Annotated in this window: 15 protein-coding genes and 2 pseudogenes; 10 read left to right on the top strand and 7 right to left on the bottom strand. The window is 65.1% G+C overall.

Going from position 1 to position 17,031, the window contains the following annotated elements:
* Positions 1-4 precede the first annotated feature (4 nt).
* Both AC630_RS04645 and AC630_RS04640 read left to right on the top strand, forming a co-directional pair.
* Positions 5-1,237 carry an acetyl-CoA C-acetyltransferase gene (locus tag AC630_RS04645; RefSeq protein ID WP_074117286.1) on the top strand — a complete coding sequence of 411 codons (1,233 nt, stop codon included), beginning with the start codon at positions 5-7 and terminating at the stop codon, positions 1,235-1,237.
* Positions 1,238-1,518: 281 nt separating this feature from the next.
* Entirely contained in the window at positions 1,519-1,821 is a 303-nt protein-coding gene (locus AC630_RS04640) for an HU family DNA-binding protein (RefSeq protein ID WP_014493658.1), read from the top strand.
* A 70-nt stretch (positions 1,822-1,891) separates the two neighbouring features.
* Here the strand turns inward: AC630_RS04640 and AC630_RS45205 are convergent, their stop codons facing one another.
* The 4 genes from AC630_RS45205 to AC630_RS43405 all read right to left on the bottom strand — a co-directional run bounded on the left by AC630_RS45205 (position 1,892) and on the right by AC630_RS43405 (position 5,177).
* Positions 1,892-2,047, bottom strand: coding sequence for a hypothetical protein (locus AC630_RS45205; protein WP_167561130.1), 156 nt, complete (start codon positions 2,045-2,047; stop codon positions 1,892-1,894).
* A gap of 5 nt (positions 2,048-2,052) precedes the next feature.
* Positions 2,053-4,446 (bottom strand): endopeptidase La, encoded by a 2,394-nt coding sequence (lon, locus tag AC630_RS04635; protein WP_074117285.1) that lies wholly within the window; start codon positions 4,444-4,446, stop codon positions 2,053-2,055.
* Between the two features lie 8 nt (positions 4,447-4,454).
* Positions 4,455-4,838 carry an Hsp20/alpha crystallin family protein gene (locus tag AC630_RS04630; protein ID WP_007601432.1) on the bottom strand — a complete coding sequence of 128 codons (384 nt, stop codon included), beginning with the start codon at positions 4,836-4,838 and terminating at the stop codon, positions 4,455-4,457.
* Positions 4,839-5,027: 189 nt separating this feature from the next.
* Positions 5,028-5,177: a DUF892 family protein gene (locus tag AC630_RS43405; RefSeq protein WP_143197808.1), complete on the bottom strand. Its 150-nt coding sequence runs from the start codon at positions 5,175-5,177 to the stop codon at positions 5,028-5,030.
* 6 nt (positions 5,178-5,183) lie between these two features.
* Here AC630_RS43405 and AC630_RS04625 point away from each other — a divergent pair.
* The 7 genes and pseudogenes from AC630_RS04625 to uraD all read left to right on the top strand — a co-directional run.
* A pseudogene (locus tag AC630_RS04625) lies at positions 5,184-5,342 on the top strand (MarC family protein); the annotation flags it as partial.
* Between the two features lie 157 nt (positions 5,343-5,499).
* Positions 5,500-6,153: an L-fuculose-phosphate aldolase gene (locus tag AC630_RS04620; protein WP_208866956.1), complete on the top strand. Its 654-nt coding sequence runs from the start codon at positions 5,500-5,502 to the stop codon at positions 6,151-6,153.
* A gap of 12 nt (positions 6,154-6,165) precedes the next feature.
* Entirely contained in the window at positions 6,166-7,953 is a 1,788-nt protein-coding gene (locus tag AC630_RS04615) for a chloride channel protein (RefSeq protein WP_074117284.1), read from the top strand.
* A gap of 185 nt (positions 7,954-8,138) precedes the next feature.
* Positions 8,139-8,417 carry a hypothetical protein gene (locus AC630_RS04610; RefSeq protein WP_074117283.1) on the top strand — a complete coding sequence of 93 codons (279 nt, stop codon included), beginning with the start codon at positions 8,139-8,141 and terminating at the stop codon, positions 8,415-8,417.
* 90 nt (positions 8,418-8,507) lie between these two features.
* Positions 8,508-8,921, top strand: coding sequence for a DUF3830 family protein (locus AC630_RS04605; protein WP_074117282.1), 414 nt, complete (start codon positions 8,508-8,510; stop codon positions 8,919-8,921).
* Positions 8,922-9,857, top strand: coding sequence for an allantoinase PuuE (gene puuE, locus AC630_RS04600; RefSeq protein ID WP_074117281.1), 936 nt, complete (start codon positions 8,922-8,924; stop codon positions 9,855-9,857).
* A 7-nt stretch (positions 9,858-9,864) separates the two neighbouring features.
* The gene (uraD, locus tag AC630_RS04595; protein WP_074117280.1) at positions 9,865-10,752 is read left to right on the top strand and encodes a 2-oxo-4-hydroxy-4-carboxy-5-ureidoimidazoline decarboxylase; all 888 of its coding nucleotides are present in this window, start codon (positions 9,865-9,867) and stop codon (positions 10,750-10,752) included.
* Here uraD and AC630_RS04590 read toward each other — a convergent pair.
* Together AC630_RS04590 and AC630_RS04585 are read right to left on the bottom strand one after the other, a co-directional pair.
* Positions 10,749-13,475: a molybdopterin-dependent oxidoreductase gene (locus AC630_RS04590; RefSeq protein WP_074117279.1), complete on the bottom strand. Its 2,727-nt coding sequence runs from the start codon at positions 13,473-13,475 to the stop codon at positions 10,749-10,751. The two genes, uraD and AC630_RS04590, sit on opposite strands and share 4 nt — an antisense overlap.
* The gene (locus tag AC630_RS04585; protein WP_074117278.1) at positions 13,472-14,299 is read right to left on the bottom strand and encodes an FAD binding domain-containing protein; all 828 of its coding nucleotides are present in this window, start codon (positions 14,297-14,299) and stop codon (positions 13,472-13,474) included. Before AC630_RS04585 ends, AC630_RS04590 begins: the two co-directional genes overlap by 4 nt.
* A 142-nt stretch (positions 14,300-14,441) precedes the next feature.
* Between AC630_RS04585 and AC630_RS04580 the strand changes: the two genes are divergently transcribed.
* Positions 14,442-15,791: an 8-oxoguanine deaminase gene (locus AC630_RS04580; protein WP_074117277.1), complete on the top strand. Its 1,350-nt coding sequence runs from the start codon at positions 14,442-14,444 to the stop codon at positions 15,789-15,791.
* A gap of 110 nt (positions 15,792-15,901) precedes the next feature.
* Here the strand turns inward: AC630_RS04580 and AC630_RS04575 are convergent.
* Positions 15,902-16,977: pseudogene (locus AC630_RS04575) on the bottom strand (BMP family ABC transporter substrate-binding protein).
* Positions 16,978-17,031: the final 54 nt, after the last annotated feature.

Raw genomic sequence — 17,031 nt, 5'->3', positions numbered from 1 at the left:
GCCAATGGTTGACGCGCTGATCATCGATGCCTGCCGGACCCCGCGAGGCGTCGGCAAGGCCGGCAAGGGAGCGCTTTCGGGCATTCATCCGCAGCAACTCGGTGCAACCGTGCTGCGCGCGCTCGCCGATCGCACCGGGATCGACACCGCCGACGTCGACGACATCGTCTGGGGCTGCAGTGCGCAGGTTGCAACGCAAAGCGGCGATCTCGGCCGCATGTCGGCGCTCGATGCGGGCTACGATGTGCGTGCCAGCGCCGTGACGCTCGACCGCTTCTGCGGCTCCGGCATCACCAGCGTCAACATGGCGGCGGCCTCGATCATGTCGGGAGCGGAAGATCTCGTCATCGCGGGCGGCTGCGAGATGATGTCGATGGAGGGACGTCGCGGCGGCGGCCCGATGATGATGGACAACGGCAATCTGCGCCTGCGCGCGCGGCATCCGCAGTCGCACCAGGGCGTCTGTGCCGATGCGATCGCGACGCTGGAAGGCATCACGCGTCAGGATGTCGATGCGCTCGGGCTCGAAAGCCAGAAGCGCGCAGCGCATGCGATGGCGAACGGTCACTTCAAGAAGAGCCTGGTTCCTGTTCACCGCGAGGACGGCAGCCTCGCGCTGGACCACGAAGAGTATCCGCGGCCGCAGACCACGATGGAAGGCCTCGGCGCGCTGAAGCCGGCATTCCCCGCGATCGCCGACTACGCCCTCGACGACAAAGGCACGACCTATCGCGGCCTGATCCTGCAGAAATATCCGGACCTGAAGATCGACTTCATGCACCACGCCGGCAATTCGTCCGGCGTCGTCGACGGCGCCGCCGCGATCCTTCTGGCGTCGCCCGCTTACGCCAAGGCCCACGGCCTCAAGCCCCGCGCCCGCGTCGTCGCGATGGCGAACATGGGGGACTCGCCGACCTTGATGCTGAACGCGCCGGTGCCGGCGACGCGCAAGGTGCTGGCGAAGGCGGGGCTGACCATTGACGACATCGACCTGTTCGAGATCAACGAGGCCTTCGCGGTCGTTGCGGAAAAATACATCCGCGACCTCAAGCTCGACCGCGCCAAGGTCAACGTCAATGGCGGCTCGATCGCGCTCGGTCATCCCATCGGCGCGACCGGCTCGATCCTGATCGGCACGGTGCTCGATGAGCTCGAACGGCGCGACCTCAAGCGCGGTCTCGTCACCATGTGCGCTGCTGGCGGCATGGCGCCGGCGGTCATCATAGAGCGCGTCTAGCCTTATTTTTCAGGGTGAATCGCGACCGGCCTCCGGCAAAGAGGCCGGTCGTCGCTTGTCGAAAGCAGCGAATCAGCTTTAGCAAGACTGCTTGCGGGCCTTTGAAACAAGGCAAAAACCGCTGCCCGAGGCGCCGTCCGCTCAGGAAGCCGCTAAAATGCAGGGGTTTTTGCCACAGGGGGGCAAAAAAGCCCGTAAAATCGCGACAAAACTGTGCAGAAGGCTATAGGCCTTCGCCGGTTGGTCTAATATGCAACCGGCAACGAATCAGAGGAGACACGATGCCAACCCAAATGTCGAAATCGCAGCTGATCGAAAAGATTGCGACCGCCACCGAGCTTTCCAAGCGCGACGTCAAGAGCGTCATGGAGACGCTGACCGACGTCGGTCACAAGGAGCTCAAGAAGAACGGCTTGTTCCTGGTGCCGGGCTTCGCCAAGTTCGTGGTCATCAAGAAGCCCGCGACCAAGGCGCGCAAGGGCACCAACCCGTTCACGGGTGAAGAGATGATGTTCAAGGCCAAGCCGGCCCGGAAGATCGTCCGCGCCCGCCCGGTCAAGGCCGCCAAGGACGCTGTGGGCTAAGAACGCAAAGGCCCCCTCGAAGGAGGGGGCCTTTTATATTTGACGACCGCGAGGGCTGAAGCGGAGGGGTTCAGCCCTTGCGGCGCTTCACCCGGACCGGGACCGGCTGAAGCCGCGGCTCCGGTGCCGCCAGTGCATCACGAACCCGGTCGATCGCGCGGTCCAGTAACTGACGCAGCCGCTGCGTCTTCCGCGATCGCCTTGTTCTTTCCAGCAGTTTCTTCATCGCATTCACTCCGCCGCTTCGACCTTGGCATCAGCCGGCTCGAGCGCAGCGGCGATCGCCTCGTCGACGCGCTCCAGCCAGATGAATTCGAGCTTGTCCCGCGCGCTCTGCGGGATGTCGTCGTAATCCCGCTTGTTGCGCGCCGGCAGCATCACCCGCTTCAATCCGGCAGCGGCCGCCGCCACCACCTTCTCCTTGATGCCGCCGACCGGCAGCACCAGGCCGCGCAGCGAGATCTCGCCGGTCATCGCAGTGTCGCTGCGCACCGTGCGATTGGTGAGCAGTGAGGTCAGCGCCGTGAACATCGCAACGCCCGCGCTCGGTCCGTCCTTCGGGGTTGCGCCCGCCGGAACGTGAACGTGGATGTCGCTCTTCTCGAACAGCGACGGATCGATGCCGAGCTGCGAGGCTCTGCTCTTCACCAGCGTCATCGCAGCCTGCACGCTCTCGCGCATGACGTCGCCGAGCTGGCCGGTCAGGATCATCCCGCCCCTGCCTGGCACGCGCGAGGCCTCGATGAACAGGATGTCACCGCCGACCGGCGTCCAGGCAAGGCCGGTGGCCACGCCCGGAATGCTGGTGCGCTGCGCGATCTCGCCTTCGAAGCGCGGCTGGCCGAGCACCGTGGCGATGTCCTTCGGCGTCACCACGACCGTCGCAGCCGTGCCCTCGGCGACCTGCACCGCCGCGTAGCGGAACACCTTGCCGATCTCGCGCTCCAGATTGCGCACGCCGGCTTCGCGGGTGTAGCCCTTCACGATCAGCTTCAGTGCCTCAGGCTCGATCTCGGCCTGCTCGGCCGTCAAGCCGTTGGCCTCCAGCTGCCGCCGCACCAGGTAGCGCCGCGCGATCTCCAGCTTCTCCTCCTCGGTGTAGCCGGCGAGACTGATCAGCTCCATGCGGTCCAAGAGTGGACCCGGAATCTGGTCCAGCATGTTGGCGGTCGCGATGAACACCACGCGCGACAGATCGAATGGCACGGCCAGGTAATTGTCCCGGAACGTCCCGTTTTGCTCGGGGTCGAGCACCTCCAGCATGGCAGCGGAAGGGTCGCCCTGCACGCCGCGGCCCATCTTGTCGATCTCGTCCAGCATCATGACGCAGTTCCGTGCGCCCGCCTTCTTGATGCCCTGGATGATGTTGCCCGGCAGCGCGCCGATATAGGTCCGACGATGGCCGCGGATCTCGGCCTCGTCATGCACGCCGCCGAGGCTGACGCGCACGAAGGGACGATCCATCGCGCGCGCGATGGACTGGCCGAGCGAGGTCTTGCCGACGCCGGGCGGGCCGACGAAGCACAGGATCGGGGCCTTGCCCTGCGGGGCGAGCTTGCGCACCGCCAGATATTCGATGATCCGGCTCTTGATCTTCTCCAGTCCGAAATGATCGGCATCCAGGATGCGCCGCGCCTCCTTGATGTCGATCGGCTTCTCCGCCGGCAACGCCCAGGGCAGCTCGATCAGCCAGTCCAGATAGGTGCGGACCATGCCGGCTTCGCCGGCGGCCTCCGGCATGCGTTCGTAGCGGCGCAGCTCCTTCTTGGCGTGCGCCTCCGCCTCCGGCGGCATGTTGGCCTTGGCGATGGCAGCCGTCAGCTCGGCGACCTCGGCGGCCTTGCCGTCGCCTTCGCCCAGCTGACGCTGAATAGTCGCCATCTGCTCGCGCAGGATCGCCTCGCGCTGCCGCTCGTCGAAGCTGGCGCGGGTCTTCTGGCCGATCTCGTTGGAGATGCGCAGCACCTCCAGCCGCTCGGCCAGGTGCTTCGACACCTTCTCGACGCGCAGGGCGAGGTCGATTGTCTCCAGCACCTCCTGCTTGTCTTGCGGCTTGATGTCCATGAACGAGGTCGCCAGATCCGCCAGCGCGCCGGGCGCGGTGGTGTTCTGGAACATCGCGACCAGCTCCGGCGGCGCCTGCGGCAGCAGCTCGACCGCCTCGATGGCCTGGCGCTGCAGATTCAGCGCGCGCGCCTCGATCTCGGGCGAGGTCGTGGTCGGCTCCGGGATCTGCTGCATGCGAGCAGCCGGGAACGGTGTGCCCGGCAGGAAGTCGAGGATGCGCGCGCGCTGCACGCCTTGGCAGACGATGTGATGTGTGCCGTCGGGCGCGGTGATGTAGCGCACGATGTTGGCGATGGTTGCGACCCTGTAGAGATCGTCCGGCCCGGGCTCCTCGATCTCGGGGCTGCGCTGCAGGACGATGCCGACGGGCCGCTGCTCGCGCAGCGCCTGTTGTGCCGCGGCGATGGACTTCTGGCGGCCGATCGCGATCGGCGCGATGGCGCCGGGAAACAGCACCATCTCGCGCACGGGGATGATGATCAGCGCGTCTTCAGGGATCTTCACTTCAGAATTGTTTTGGGAATTGGTCTGGGCGTTGTTCATCTGTTCGGTGGCCATGATCGACCTCAGGATTTGGCGAGGCGCAGTGCGACGCAGCCGTCCATCACGAAGCGGCTGATGGCGTAGCGGCCAACGGGAAGCGCGATGCGCCGCTCGAAGCGGCCCTGCGGCAGCTCAAGCCGGTGGATACGGGCGTTGCGAAGCTCCGGCGGAAGGGTGCGCTGGCCGGAGATGACGAGCACGCCGTCATGGATCACCGTCTCGACATTGTCGGGATTGACCCCGGGAAGCGCTACCAGGATCAGGAGCTCATGCTCGGTTTCGAGCACGTCGATCGGCGGCTCCCAGCAGGCTTCCTGACGGCCGAACTGCTGCCGCAGCCGTTCGGCGCGGGTCAGCGAGTCCAGGGCTTCGGACAGCATCCAGTCGAGGGGATTTTTGGGTTGCATGGGCAAACTCTGGGGGAAGGCGCTGCGATTGGAAAACCAGCATATGGGGATGGTTCCCCGGAATTCCAGCATCGCGCGTTTGGAGCATGCCTGGCCCCCCGAACCAGAGATGGCCCTTGCCGTCAGACGCTTCGACGCCACGGAGATGTTCTGCGGCGCCGGAGGCAATAGTGAGGCGCGTCGCCCATATCAGGCGGCGGCGCGATACTCGTCTTCCGCTTCGAGATTGATGGCGGAAGTGGCGAGCTCGGTGAGCGCATCGTCGGTCGCTTCTTCCGCGTCGAGCGTCTCCTGAAGCAGCCTCGCCGCCCTCGGGCGATCAAGAGTCTGCGTAAGCAAATGTTCCTCGCGATGCTGTGCTTTGTCTCCGCGAGCCTGATCGCGCGGACCCTCGGGCGCACCGGCAATGCCGTGCTCTCGCGCGTGCTCCGCATGCTGCTCGCGGCCTATTCGGTGCAGTTCGTGATCAATGGCATCGCGGCCGCCCGGGTGAGCCTGTCGTAGGGCGCGGCAATCTGCTAATGTGTTGATTTTACGGCCCATTTTATGGGGCGCGGGTCTGGCGGCGAGGCGGCGCCGGATCCAGGCCGCTTTCGCTTGCACTGCCATATTGCTTTGACGTACTTCCGGTCTGACAAACGCCCATCGCCAGGAAATCGGGATGTCGATGACAGCGGACGAGCTCGACAAGAGACAGGCCATCATCGACGCCTGCCGCCGCATGAATGCGCTCGGCATCAACCAGGGCACCTCGGGCAACATCAGCGTGCGTTTTGGAAATGGGCTCCTGATCACGCCGACCAGCGTGCCCTACGATGCCATGACGCCGGAGCTGATCGTGTTCATGGCAATGGACGGCTCGCATGCGCCCAGCCAGAAGCCGTCGAGCGAGTGGCGCTTTCATCGCGACATCCTGAAGTCGCGGCCCGACGTCAACGCCGTGGTGCATGCCCATCCGACCTATTGCACCATCCTGGCGATCATGGGCATGGAGATCCCGCCCGTGCACTACATGATCGCGGCCGCGGGCGGCGACAGCATCCGTTGTGCGCCCTATGCCACCTTCGGCACAGCGGAACTCTCCGAGCATGCGGTGCGGGCGCTGGAGGGCCGGCTCGCCTGCCTGCTCGACCACCACGGCATGATCGCGGTCGGCAAGACGCTGGACAAGGCAATGTGGCTCGCCGTTGAGGTCGAGACGCTGGCGCGGCAATATCACGGCTGTCTCCAGATCGGGACACCGCCGCTGCTCTCGAGCGGCGAGATCGAACGGGTTCGCCAGCGCATGGCCGGCTACGGAATGTCGGAAGGCTAGGACGGGCAAGCGGTGTTCGCGCGGATCAGATATTTCGTCGACGGCAAGGGGACGAACCGCACCATGGTTCGGCTGCGCGCGCTCCTGCGCAGCAACGAGTTCTACCTGATCCCGCTCGCGCTCGTGATCGGCACGCTGGCCGGCGCGGTCGTAACGCTGATGGCCGAGATCGCGCAGATTGCCCACGTGGTGATCTACGGCATTCCCGTCGACGTCCGCCTTTCCGCCAATGCGCGCGTGACCCCCTGGGCGGCGCTGACCGCTCCCGCACTCGGCGGGTTGGCGCTCGGCATCATGGAATGGTCGCGGCGGCGGATGAAGATATCGAACGCGGTCGACCCGATCGAGGCCAATGCGCTGCGCGGCGGCAATCTGTCGATGCGAGACAGTGTGGTGGTGTCGAGCCAGACGCTGATCTCGAACGGCTGTGGCGCCTCCGTCGGCCTCGAGGCCGGCTATACTCAGATCGGCTCCGGCATCGCCTCGCTGCTCGGCAAGTTCTTCAATCTTCGCCGCAACGATTTGCGTCTGATGGTCGGCTGCGGCGCTGCCGCGGCGATCGCAGCGGCGTTCGGCGCGCCGATCACTGGCGCCTTCTACGCCTGCGAGCTGATCGTCGGCGTCTACTCGGTCGGCAGCGCGGCGCCGATCCTGGCAGCCTCGCTTGCGGGTGCCCTGACTGCGCAATGGCTCGGTGGCGCGCCTTACTCGATCGAAATACCGAAGGTCAGCTCGGTCGGCGTCGAGCAATATCTGGCGTTGATCGGGCTTGCGCTTGTCACCAGCGGCGTCGGTATCGCCGTGATGCGCTCGTCATCGACGTTCGAGCGCCTGTTCGCCTGGCTGCCGGTCTGGTTCCGCCCTGTAATCGGCGGCCTCATCGTCGGCGGCTTCGCCATCGTCACGCCGCAGGTGCTCGCGGCCGGCCACGGCGCCATGATCCTCGATCTCTTTCACGACATGACGATCGGTTTCGTCGCGCTGATCATTGGCCTGAAGCTGACGGCCTGTCTGATCTCGCTCGCCTCGGGCTTCCGCGGCGGTCTGTTCTTCGCCTCGCTGTTCGTCGGCAGCCTGATCGGAAAATTCTTCGCTGGGGTTCTCCTGCTGGTCAGCCCGAACTTCGCGATCGATCCGCTGGTCGCGATGCTGACCGGCATGGCGACGCTCGGCGTCGCCATCGTCGGCGGTCCCTTGACCATGTCGTTCCTCGTGCTCGAGATGACGCGCAACGTCGACGTCACCGCGGTGGTGCTGGCCGGCTGCATCGTCACCTCGATCTGCGTCCGCTTCATGTTCGGACACTCTTTCTCGACCTGGCGCCTGCATCTGCGCGGAGAGACCATACGGAGCGCCAACGACGTCGGTTGGCTGCGAAACCTGACCGTCGAGCGACTGATGCGCTCTGACGTCGGCAAGGTGCCCTCGACCACGACGATTGCTGCCGTGCGTCGCGAGTTCGCGCTGGGATCGCGGCCCGGAATCGTCATCGTCAACAATGCCGACGAGTACGTCGGCCTCGTCATGCTGCCCGATCTGTTCTCGGGCGATCTCGACACCATCGCCGACGACATCCAGGTGATCGAGCTCGCGCGCCTGATCGACATCGTGCTGATCCCGGAAATGAACGTGAAGTCGGCGATGGCGGTGTTCGACGAGGCGGAGGCCGAGATGCTGGCGGTGGTCGATTCCACCGACAGCCGCAAGGTGGTCGGCTTCCTCACCGAGACCTTCGCTCGCCGCCGCTATGTCGAGGAGATCGACAAGGCCACGCGCGGCGTGCTCGGCGCGTTGTCCTAGGGTTATTCGAGCGGATCGACCTCCCGCAGCGCCGGGAAAGATCGTGCCGAGGATCGCGAGATCACGATGGGGCGAGCCAATTTTTTGGTCCCGGCTAAATATTCAGCAATGGCGTCCGCAGCGCCGATGGACTTGGCTCATGCAATCCGGTTGAATGGGGCGTATTGAGTTCCCGGGCGACAACGATGTCGAGATATCTGCTGGTCCTTCTCCTGATCGCCTCGCCGGCGGCGGCGCAAGTCAAGCTGACTCCGAAGACCTCGGCGGCGCATCCGGACCCTTGTGCCCCGATCGGGCGCACCGCGGACGGCAAGCTGGTCTACTCGATGAAATGCGAGAATCTGCCGGCGCCGCCTCCGCCATCGCCGCAGGCTGAACTGAAGGAGGCACCCGCGCCGGCCGCCGAGCCCGAGCCGGAGGTGCGGCGGAGCGGCATTTTCGGCTGGTCCTACGACCGCAGGTGACGGGGCGCGCCACTTGCGCGATCCGGTCTGGAATGCTCTTTGCTTGAAAGTTCCCCGTGAGGTCCATCGCCTCCGATCCAGAGAGATGAGATGAGCAAACTCGTTATCCGCGCCGGCGACTACACCTTCGATGCCCGCTTCGAGGAGCAACTGGCACCCAGGACCGTCGCTGCATTTCGCAAGGCGATGCCGTTCGAAAGCCACATCATCCATGTGCGCTGGAGCGGCGAAGGCGTCTGGATGCCGCTCGGCGACCTCGATTTCGGCGTCGGCTACGAGAACCACACCAGCTATCCCGCGCCCGGTCAGATCATCCTCTATCCAGGCGGCATCAGCGAGACCGAAATTCTGCTCGCCTATGGCGGCGTGCACTTCGCGAGCAAGATGGGCCAGCTCGCCGGCAATCACTTCATCACGCTGACCTCGGGGCTGGAGAATCTCGCGCCCCTCGGCAAGAGCGTGTTGTGGAAGGGCGCGCTGCCGATCCGCTTCGAGGAAGTCTGAGTGACGGACGCCCGCTACCCGCGCGATCTCCGCGGCTACGGCCGCAACCCGCCGCATCCGCAGTGGCCTGGCAATGCGCGGATCGCGGTGCAGTTCGTCGTCAATTTCGAGGAAGGCGGCGAGAACAACATTTTGCATGGCGACCGCGCCTCGGAAGCCTTTTTGTCCGACGTGCTGGGCGCACAGCCCTGGCCGGGCCAGCGCCATGCCAATATCGAATCGATGTTCGAATATGGCTCGCGCGCCGGCTTCTGGCGGCTGTGGCGGATGTTCACCGCGCGCAACTGGCCGACGACCGTGTTCGGCGTTGCCACGGCGCTGAGGCGCAATCCGGAAATCGTCGCGGCAATGAAGGAGGCGGGCTGGGACATCGCGAGCCACAGCCTGAAATGGATCGAGCACAAGGACATGACCGAGGCGCAGGAGCGCGCCGAGATCGCCGAGTCGATCCGCGTCCACACCGAGGCGACCGGTGCAAGGCCGCTCGGCTGGTACACGGGGCGCTCCTCGATCAACACCAACCGTCTCCTGATGGAGGAGGGCGGCTTCCTCTACCTCTGCGACTCCTATGCCGACGATCTGCCCTATTGGGTCAAGGGCCTGAGCGGCAAGCAGCTCGTCATTCCCTATACGCTTGATGCCAACGACATGCGCTTCATCAACCCACAGGGGTTTGCCGAGGGCGAGCAGTTCTTCACCTATCTGAAGGACGCATTCGACGTGCTCTACGCCGAGGGCGAGACCGCGCCGAAGATGATGTCGGTCGGCCTGCACTGCCGCCTCGCCGGTCGGCCCGGCCGCGCCGCCGGCCTGATCCGCTTCCTCGGCTATATCGGCAAGCACGAGCGCGTCTGGGTGCCAACGCGATTGCAGATCGCGCAGCATTGGCACGACAAGCTCGCGCATCTTGCCGCCGACGCATTCGAAATCGGGTGAGAGAGCAATGTCGCAAATCTCACTCGCCGATCTCAACGCCGCTGATAAAGCCAGCTTCGTCGCGGTCCTTGCGAATGTCGTCGAATACTCGCCGTGGATCGCCGAGCAGCTCGCCGGGAAGCGGCCGTTCGCTGGAATCAATCAGTTGCATGCGGCGCTGATGGCTGTGATCCAGAGTGCCGAACCCGACGTGCAGCTTGCGCTGATCCGGGCGCATCCCGATCTCGCCAACAAGACCCAGCGCGCGGCGGGCCTTACCGCGGAATCGACCGAAGAGCAGAACAGCGCCGGGCTCGATCGGCTTTCGGACGCCGAATACGCGGCCTTCGAGCGCGTCAACAACGCCTATCGCGACAAGTTTGGTTTCCCCTATATCGTCTGCGTGCGCCGTCACACCAGGGATTCCGTGCTGCGTGACTTCGAGATGCGGTTGCGCAATATTGCGAAGACCGAGATCCGGCGCGCGATCGAGGAGATCGGCCGCATCTCCGCACTGCGGCTCGATCAGCTCGTCGCGGCCGACGACAAATTGAAAGTGCACGGCCGGCTCTCGACCCATGTGCTGGACAATCACGCCGGCAAGCCCGCGCTCAGCATTGCGGTCGAGCTGGTCGAGCTCGCAAATCTCGGCGAGAGCCGCGTGATCGCACGCGCTGTGACCAATGCGGACGGCCGCACCGACCAGCCGCTGATCGGCGGCCGGCCATTGCCGATCGGCCGCTACGAGCTCAAATTCAGCGTCGGAAAATATTACGCCGAGCGCAGCGTGCCGATGTCCGACCCGCCATTCCTCGACGAGATTCCGCTGCGCTTTGCGATCAGCGAGCCGGAAAGCCACTATCACGTGCCGCTGCTCGTCACGCCCTGGAGCTATTCGACCTATCGCGGCAGCTAGGATCCGAACTTTTCGAGCAGCGCGGGAAACAGCCGGTCTGGCTTGAACGGTGGCGCCGTGAAGCGGATGCCGGTGGCGTCCGCGATCGCGTTGCCGAGCGCGGCTGCGACCGGATTGTACGGGCTCTCGCTCATCGACTTCGCACCCAGCGGTCCGATCGTGTCGGATGTGTCTGCGAAGAAGACTTCCGTGCGCGGAACGTCGGCGAAGGACGGCAGGTGGTAGTCGCGGAATTTGGCATTGGTGACGCGGCCGTTCGCATCGATCACCATCTCCTCATAGAGCGCGGCACCAAGCGCCTGCGCGACACCGCCTTCGACCTGGCCGCGGCATTGCATGGGATTGGCGACGACGCCTGCGTCCGCCGCCTGCACGCTCCTCAGAATTTTGAGCTCGCCGGTGCCCGTGTTCACGGCAACGCGAAACCCTTGGACATTGAAGCCGACCGAGCGCGGCGTGCCCCCGGAATTGCCGCCGGCCGCGAACGGTTGTCCGCGTTCGCGCGCGAGCTTCGCAAGTTCCACGAACGACATGCGCCGCACGCCGCAGACGACGGCCTCGCCTTCGAGCGTGCAACTCGCGGCGTCGCATAACCAGGCACCGGCAGCGACTGCCATTAGCTCGATTGCAAGCTGCATGGCCGCCGCATGCGTCGCCTTGCCGGCAACGAAGGTGCCGGCGCTGCCATAGGCGCCGGTGTCGTGGCCGCCATGGGCAGTGTCGGACTGAAGCAGGCGGATCCTGTCGACGGTGGTCGCGAGCGTCGTTGCTGCAATCTGCCGATGCACGGTGCTGGTGCCGTTACCGAACTCGGCGGTGCCGACGGTGAGGTCGAACCCGCCGTCCTCGCGCAGCGCGATCGTCGCGTCGGCGATGTGACCGGCCGGCGGCGCCGTGTCGATCATGGTCAGCGCGATGCCGTCACCGATCAGCCATTCCGGCGACAGGTCCGGCTGCGGGCCATCAGACCGCATCGCGCGCTCGACGAGATCGAGGCACTGATCGAGGCCGTAGGAGCCATAGAGCACATCGTGAAATTCGGACGGGGGCGGCGACAGCATGGGATCGCCGGGCTTGACGATGTTGCGCCGGCGCATGTCGTAGGGGCTGATGCCGAGCTGCTTTGCCAGCTCGTCGATCGCGGCCTCCACCGCGATCAGCGCCTGTGGAAGGCCGTAGCCGCGAAATGCGCCTGATGGCACCGTGTTGGTGTAGACGGCGGCGCCGTCGACCTTCTTGTTCGGGCAGTTGTAGACGCTGATGCTCTCCGCCAGCGCGTGAAACATCACCGGGCCGGCGTGATTGCCGTAAGCTCCAGTGTTGGAGAGTACGTCGAGCTGAAGCGCGGTGAGCTTGCCGTCGGCATCGGCGCCGGCCTTGATGTCGACCCGCATCGGATGCCGCGTCGAGGTTGCGATGAACTGCTCCTCGCGGGTAAGCTCCAGCTTCACCGGCCGTCCGGTCTTGAGCGCGGCGAGGGCCAGAATGTCCTCGACGAACATCTCCTGCTTGCCGCCGAACCCGCCGCCGACGCGCTCGCAGAACACGCGGACCTTGTCCATGGGAAGCCCAAAGATGTCCGACAGCGCGCGCCGGGTCAGGAATGGGACCTGCGTCGAGGTGCGGACATTGAGCACGCCGGACTCATCGAGCCAGGCAAGACCGCCGTGAGTCTCGAGCGCCGCATGCTGCACTCGGTGACTGTGAAAGGTGCCCTCGAAGGTCACGGCGGATATGGCGAGCGCGGCCGCAACGTTGCCGAACTCGCCATGCGTCTCCGCGGCGAGGTTGCGCTGGGCATCGGCGACGCGGTTCGCGGTGGTGCGGTCGGGATGAATGATGGGCGCGCCCGGCGCCATCGCCTGCTCCGGATCAATCAGGGCAGGCAGAATCTCGTAACTGACCTTCAGCCGGCGGCACGCTTCCTCTGCGGCGGCTTCGCTTTCGGCGACGACAGCGGCGACCTTCTGTCCGATGAAGCGGACGACGTCGTCGAGGATGCGGGTGTCCTCGGGATCCATCCAGTCCTTCTCATGCCGCGCGGTCGAGATCAGGACCGATGGCGCATCCTCATGCGTCAGCACCGCGTGCACACCGGGGACGCGAAGGGCGTCCGACTTGTCGATCGCGACGATCTTCGCGTGGGCGTGAGGTGCTCGCAGCAGCTTGATATGCAGCAGGCCGTCAATCTGCGTGTCGAACGTATAGCGCGCCTTGCCGCGCACGATTTCGGGGCCTGCGGGGGCCGGCAGGCTGCGGCCGAATGCGGCGCCGGCCTCGACGCTTTCCTCGACATTGATCTTGCCGAGCAGCGCGTCCTCGATCGAGCGATAGCCGGTGCAGCGACAGATGTTGCCCTTCAACGCAGAGCCGAGATCGGTGCGCTGCGCCTGGTTCAGCGACGCGCAGGTCAGGATCATGCCGGCGGTGCAGAAGCCGCATTGAAAGCCTTGCGCGTCGAGGAAGGCCTGCTGCATCGGATGCGCGCCGCTGTCTCCGCCAAGTCCTTCGATCGTGGTAACGGCACGGCCTTCGGCGCGGAACGCCGGGATCAGGCAGCTATGCACGGGCTCGCCGTCCAGCAGCACGGTGCAGGCGCCGCAATCGCCGGCATCGCAGCCCTTCTTCACGCCGAAATGACCGAGCTCGCGCAGGAATGTGCGGAGGCACTGACCGGCGCGGGGCTCTTGCGAAAAAGGCTTGCCGTTGACCTCGAAACTCATGACGGCGTCGCCCCCAGGAGTTCGCCGCGAATCTCTTCGGCGAGCCGTAGCGTCATATGCTTGCGCCAGAGCGGCTTGCCGTGGAGGTCGGTGTGGTACAGATCATCCGGGATCTGCTCTGCGATCGCGTCGTGAAGCGCGCTCGCGTCCGGTGGCTTGGCAAAGGACAGCTGGATCGGCCGCACCGTCGATGCGCTCACCGTCAGCGTCAGCGTGCCATCGGTATCCAGGCTGCCGATCAGGAGCGCCGCCGAGCGGCCGACCGGTGCCAGCGAGATCTGGCGAAAGGCCGTGCGGCGCTTCAGCGCGGCAAGTGGGATATCGATCTGCCGGAGCAGGTCTCCCGGCGTCAGGCGATTGCGCTGGTTGCCGGTGACGAAGTCGACGACGGGTATCTTCTGTTCGCCGCCGCCGGCCTTCCAGATGATGCAGACGCCATCGAGCGCGGAGGTGAGCGAGATCATCGGTCCCGCGGGCAGCGACATGCAGAGATTGCCGCCGACCGTCGCCGTCTTCCAGATCTTGAATGAGGCGAGGAAGGCGCGGCAGCACTGGCCGATCAGAGGTGCCGCGAGCCAGTCGGGCGGGCAGGCTAGTCCATCGAGCTGTGCGACGGTGCAGGTGGCGGCGATGGAGAGATGGCTGCCCGCGATCGTCAGCGTCGGCCATTTCAGATCGGTGAGATCAATCAATCGCCTCAAGTTGACCTGCGGCTCCGAGAACAGCCATGTGCCGCCCGCGAGCCAAGCATCACCTGCCGTCCAAACGGGCAGCTGCGCGCGCGTTTGCGGATGGGCTACGGCTGTGATGGTATTCAAATCCATGGCTGCGCCAACGCTTCCGCCGGGTGAATCGTACGGGAGAGTCTTGCAAGACCGGAGCCAAGTCGCAACAACAAGTCGCAGCAGGAAAGCGTTCGGGGTGGCTACTGGCCTGCCGTCAGCGGATGTGAGGAGAAGCAGGATCATGAGTGAGCCAAAGCCGATCTGGATCAGGGATCCCCTGGCCATACTCGCCGACGGTGCGGAGCGCGGGATCGTGGTCAGGGATGGCCGGATCGTCGAGCTCGTGCCGGCTGGTGGTGCACCTGCGGCCGCGGATGTCGCGATGTTCGATGCAGGCGATCATGTCGTGCTGCCGGGCCTGATCAACACTCACCATCATTTCTACCAGACGCTAACGCGGGCGCTGCCGGGGGCGATGGACCGTGAGTTGTTTCCCTGGCTCCAGGCGCTCTATCCAGTATGGGCGAAGCTGACACCGGAATCGCTCGAGCTCGGTGTCACCGTGGCGATGTCCGAGCTCCTGCTCTCCGGCTGTACCACCACGACGGACCATCACTACGTATTTCCGGCAGGACTCGAGGACGCCGTCGATATCGAGGTCGCAGTCGCAAAGCGGCTCGGCGTGCGCGTGCTGCTCACGCGCGGCTCGATGAACCTGTCGCAGCGCGACGGCGGTCTGCCGCCTGACAGCGTCGTGCAGGACGAGGACGCCATCCTCGCCGACAGCGCGCGCGTGGTCGCAAAGCATCATCAGCGCGGCGCGGATGCGATGGTGCAGATCGCGCTGGCGCCATGCTCGCCCTTCTCGGTGACGACGTCCTTGATGCGTGCCACCGCCGATCTCGCCGAAAAGCTCGACGTCCGCCTGCATACCCATCTCGCTGAAACTGAGGACGAGAACAGGTTCTGCCAGCAGATGTATGGCTGCCGTCCGCTCGACTATCTCGAGCAATGCGGCTGGCTCAATGCGCGGACCTGGCTTGCCCATGGCATCTTCTTCAATGCTGACGAGATGAAGCGGCTCGGCAGGGCCAAGACGACGATCAGCCATTGCGCCTGCAGCAACCAGGTTCTGGCGTCGGGTTGCTGCCCGGTGTGCGAGATGGAAGAGGCCGGCGTCGGGATCGGCATCGGCGTCGACGGCTCGGCGTCCAACGATGGATCGAACCTGATTCAGGAGGTGCGCGCCGCCTTCCTGCTGCAGCGGGCGCGCTATGGGGTGACGAAGGTCAGCCACAAGGATGCGCTGCGCTGGGCCACCAAGGGCTCGGCGGCGTGCGTCGGTCGGCCGGAACTCGGCGAGATCGCCGTCGGCAAGGCTGCCGATCTTGCGCTGTTCAGGCTCGACGAGCTGCGCTTCTCCGGCCACGGCGATCCCCTGGCCGCGCTGGTGCTGTGCGGGGCGCATCGGGCCGACCGGGTCATGGTGGCGGGAAAATGGGCCGTGATCGACGGTGCGATCCCGGGTCTCGATGTCGCCGACCTCATCCGCCGCCACAGTTCAGCGGCGCGAGCGATGCAGGCGGGATAATCAGGGCAGGAATAGAAGGAGGGGGCGACCACAAGTGCCGGGTGCTTCTGGCCACCCCCTCCGAACCTCCTCCGGGAGGAGCAGGTGATCTCGGCGATGCAAGAAGCGTGCTACTTGCCCGGCAGCTTGTCGTCGATGCCTTTGACGTAGAAATTCATGCCGAGGATCTGGCCGTCGTCGAGGTGATCGCCGCCCTTGCACTCGACCGGGTTGCCGTCCTGCCCAATGACCGGGCACTTGAACGGGTGCAGCTTGCCCGCAATGATCGCAGCCTGGGCATCCTCGGCGATCTTCTTCACGTCGTCAGGCATGTTGGTGTAGGGCGCCATCGCGAACATATGGCTGTCGAGACCGCCCCAGCTGTCCTCGGACTTCCAGGTGCCGTCGAGCTCGGCCTTGACGCGGGCGATGTAGTAGGGCCCCAGGTGTCGAGGATCGAGGTCAGCTGGGTCTTGGGCCCGAACTTGATCATCTCGGAATCCTGGCCGAAGGCGAGCTTGCCGCGTTCGCTGGCAATCTGCATCGCCGCCGGCGAATCCGTGTGCTGCATGATGACGTCGGCGCCCTGGTCGATCAGCGCCTTGGCGGCGTCGGCTTCCTTGCCCGGATCGAACCAGGTGTTGGCCCAGATGATCTTGACCTTGATGTTCGGGTTGATGGTCTGTGCCGCGAGGATCGTCGCGTTGATGCCGGAGACGACCTCCGGGATCGGGAACGAGCCGATATAGCCGAGCACGCCGGACTTCGACATCTTGGCCGCGATCAGGCCCTGGATGTAGCGCCCCTGATACCATTTGGCCGAGTAGGTCGACATGTTCGGGTTGCGCTTGTAGCCGGTGGCGTGCTCGAAGTGCACGTTCGGATATTTCTTGGCGACCTTCAGCGTCGGATCCATATAGCCGAACGAGGTGGTGAAGATCAGCTTGTTGCCGGCCCGGACGAGCTGCTCGATGGAACGTTCGGCGTCGGGACCTTCAGGCACGTTTTCGAGAAAGGTAGTCTCGATCTTGTCGCCGAGCTCCTTCACCAGCGCCTGGCGGGCGAGCTCGTGCTGATAGGTCCAGCCGAGATCGCCGACCGGGCCGAGGTAAATGAAACCGACTTTCAGCTTGTCGGCGGCGGAGGCTGCACTGATGCTGCCGGCAAGCAAGAGCCCGGCAGTCAGCGCAAGAAGTGATTTCCTCATCATCAATCTCCAAACGTCAGGGGAAGTCCACGATCCGCAGCGTGCGCGCCCCAT

Source organism: Bradyrhizobium sp. AS23.2 (genome assembly GCF_001908185.1).
GTDB lineage: Bacteria > Pseudomonadota > Alphaproteobacteria > Rhizobiales > Xanthobacteraceae > Bradyrhizobium.
Note: the sequence above shows the minus strand (reverse complement) of the source record. Positions and strands in the feature narration are given on the sequence as shown.

Excerpts from the sequence above, each read along its gene's own strand:
- AC630_RS04580 (WP_074117277.1), top strand. The coding sequence starts at position 14,442 with ATGAGTGAGCCAAAGCCGATCTGGATCAGGGATCCCCTGGCCATACTC.
- AC630_RS04630 (WP_007601432.1), bottom strand. The coding sequence starts at position 4,838 with ATGCAACCCAAAAATCCCCTCGACTGGATGCTGTCCGAAGCCCTGGAC.
- AC630_RS04610 (WP_074117283.1), top strand. The coding sequence starts at position 8,139 with ATGTCGAGATATCTGCTGGTCCTTCTCCTGATCGCCTCGCCGGCGGCG.
- lon (WP_074117285.1), bottom strand. The coding sequence starts at position 4,446 with ATGGCCACCGAACAGATGAACAACGCCCAGACCAATTCCCAAAACAAT.
- AC630_RS04585 (WP_074117278.1), bottom strand. The coding sequence starts at position 14,299 with ATGGATTTGAATACCATCACAGCCGTAGCCCATCCGCAAACGCGCGCG.
- AC630_RS04620 (WP_208866956.1), top strand. The coding sequence starts at position 5,500 with ATGTCGATGACAGCGGACGAGCTCGACAAGAGACAGGCCATCATCGAC.
- AC630_RS04590 (WP_074117279.1), bottom strand. The coding sequence starts at position 13,475 with ATGAGTTTCGAGGTCAACGGCAAGCCTTTTTCGCAAGAGCCCCGCGCC.
- AC630_RS45205 (WP_167561130.1), bottom strand. The coding sequence starts at position 2,047 with ATGAAGAAACTGCTGGAAAGAACAAGGCGATCGCGGAAGACGCAGCGG.
- AC630_RS04640 (WP_014493658.1), top strand. The coding sequence starts at position 1,519 with ATGCCAACCCAAATGTCGAAATCGCAGCTGATCGAAAAGATTGCGACC.
- uraD (WP_074117280.1), top strand. The coding sequence starts at position 9,865 with ATGTCGCAAATCTCACTCGCCGATCTCAACGCCGCTGATAAAGCCAGC.
- AC630_RS04645 (WP_074117286.1), top strand. The coding sequence starts at position 5 with ATGGTTGACGCGCTGATCATCGATGCCTGCCGGACCCCGCGAGGCGTC.
- AC630_RS04605 (WP_074117282.1), top strand. The coding sequence starts at position 8,508 with ATGAGCAAACTCGTTATCCGCGCCGGCGACTACACCTTCGATGCCCGC.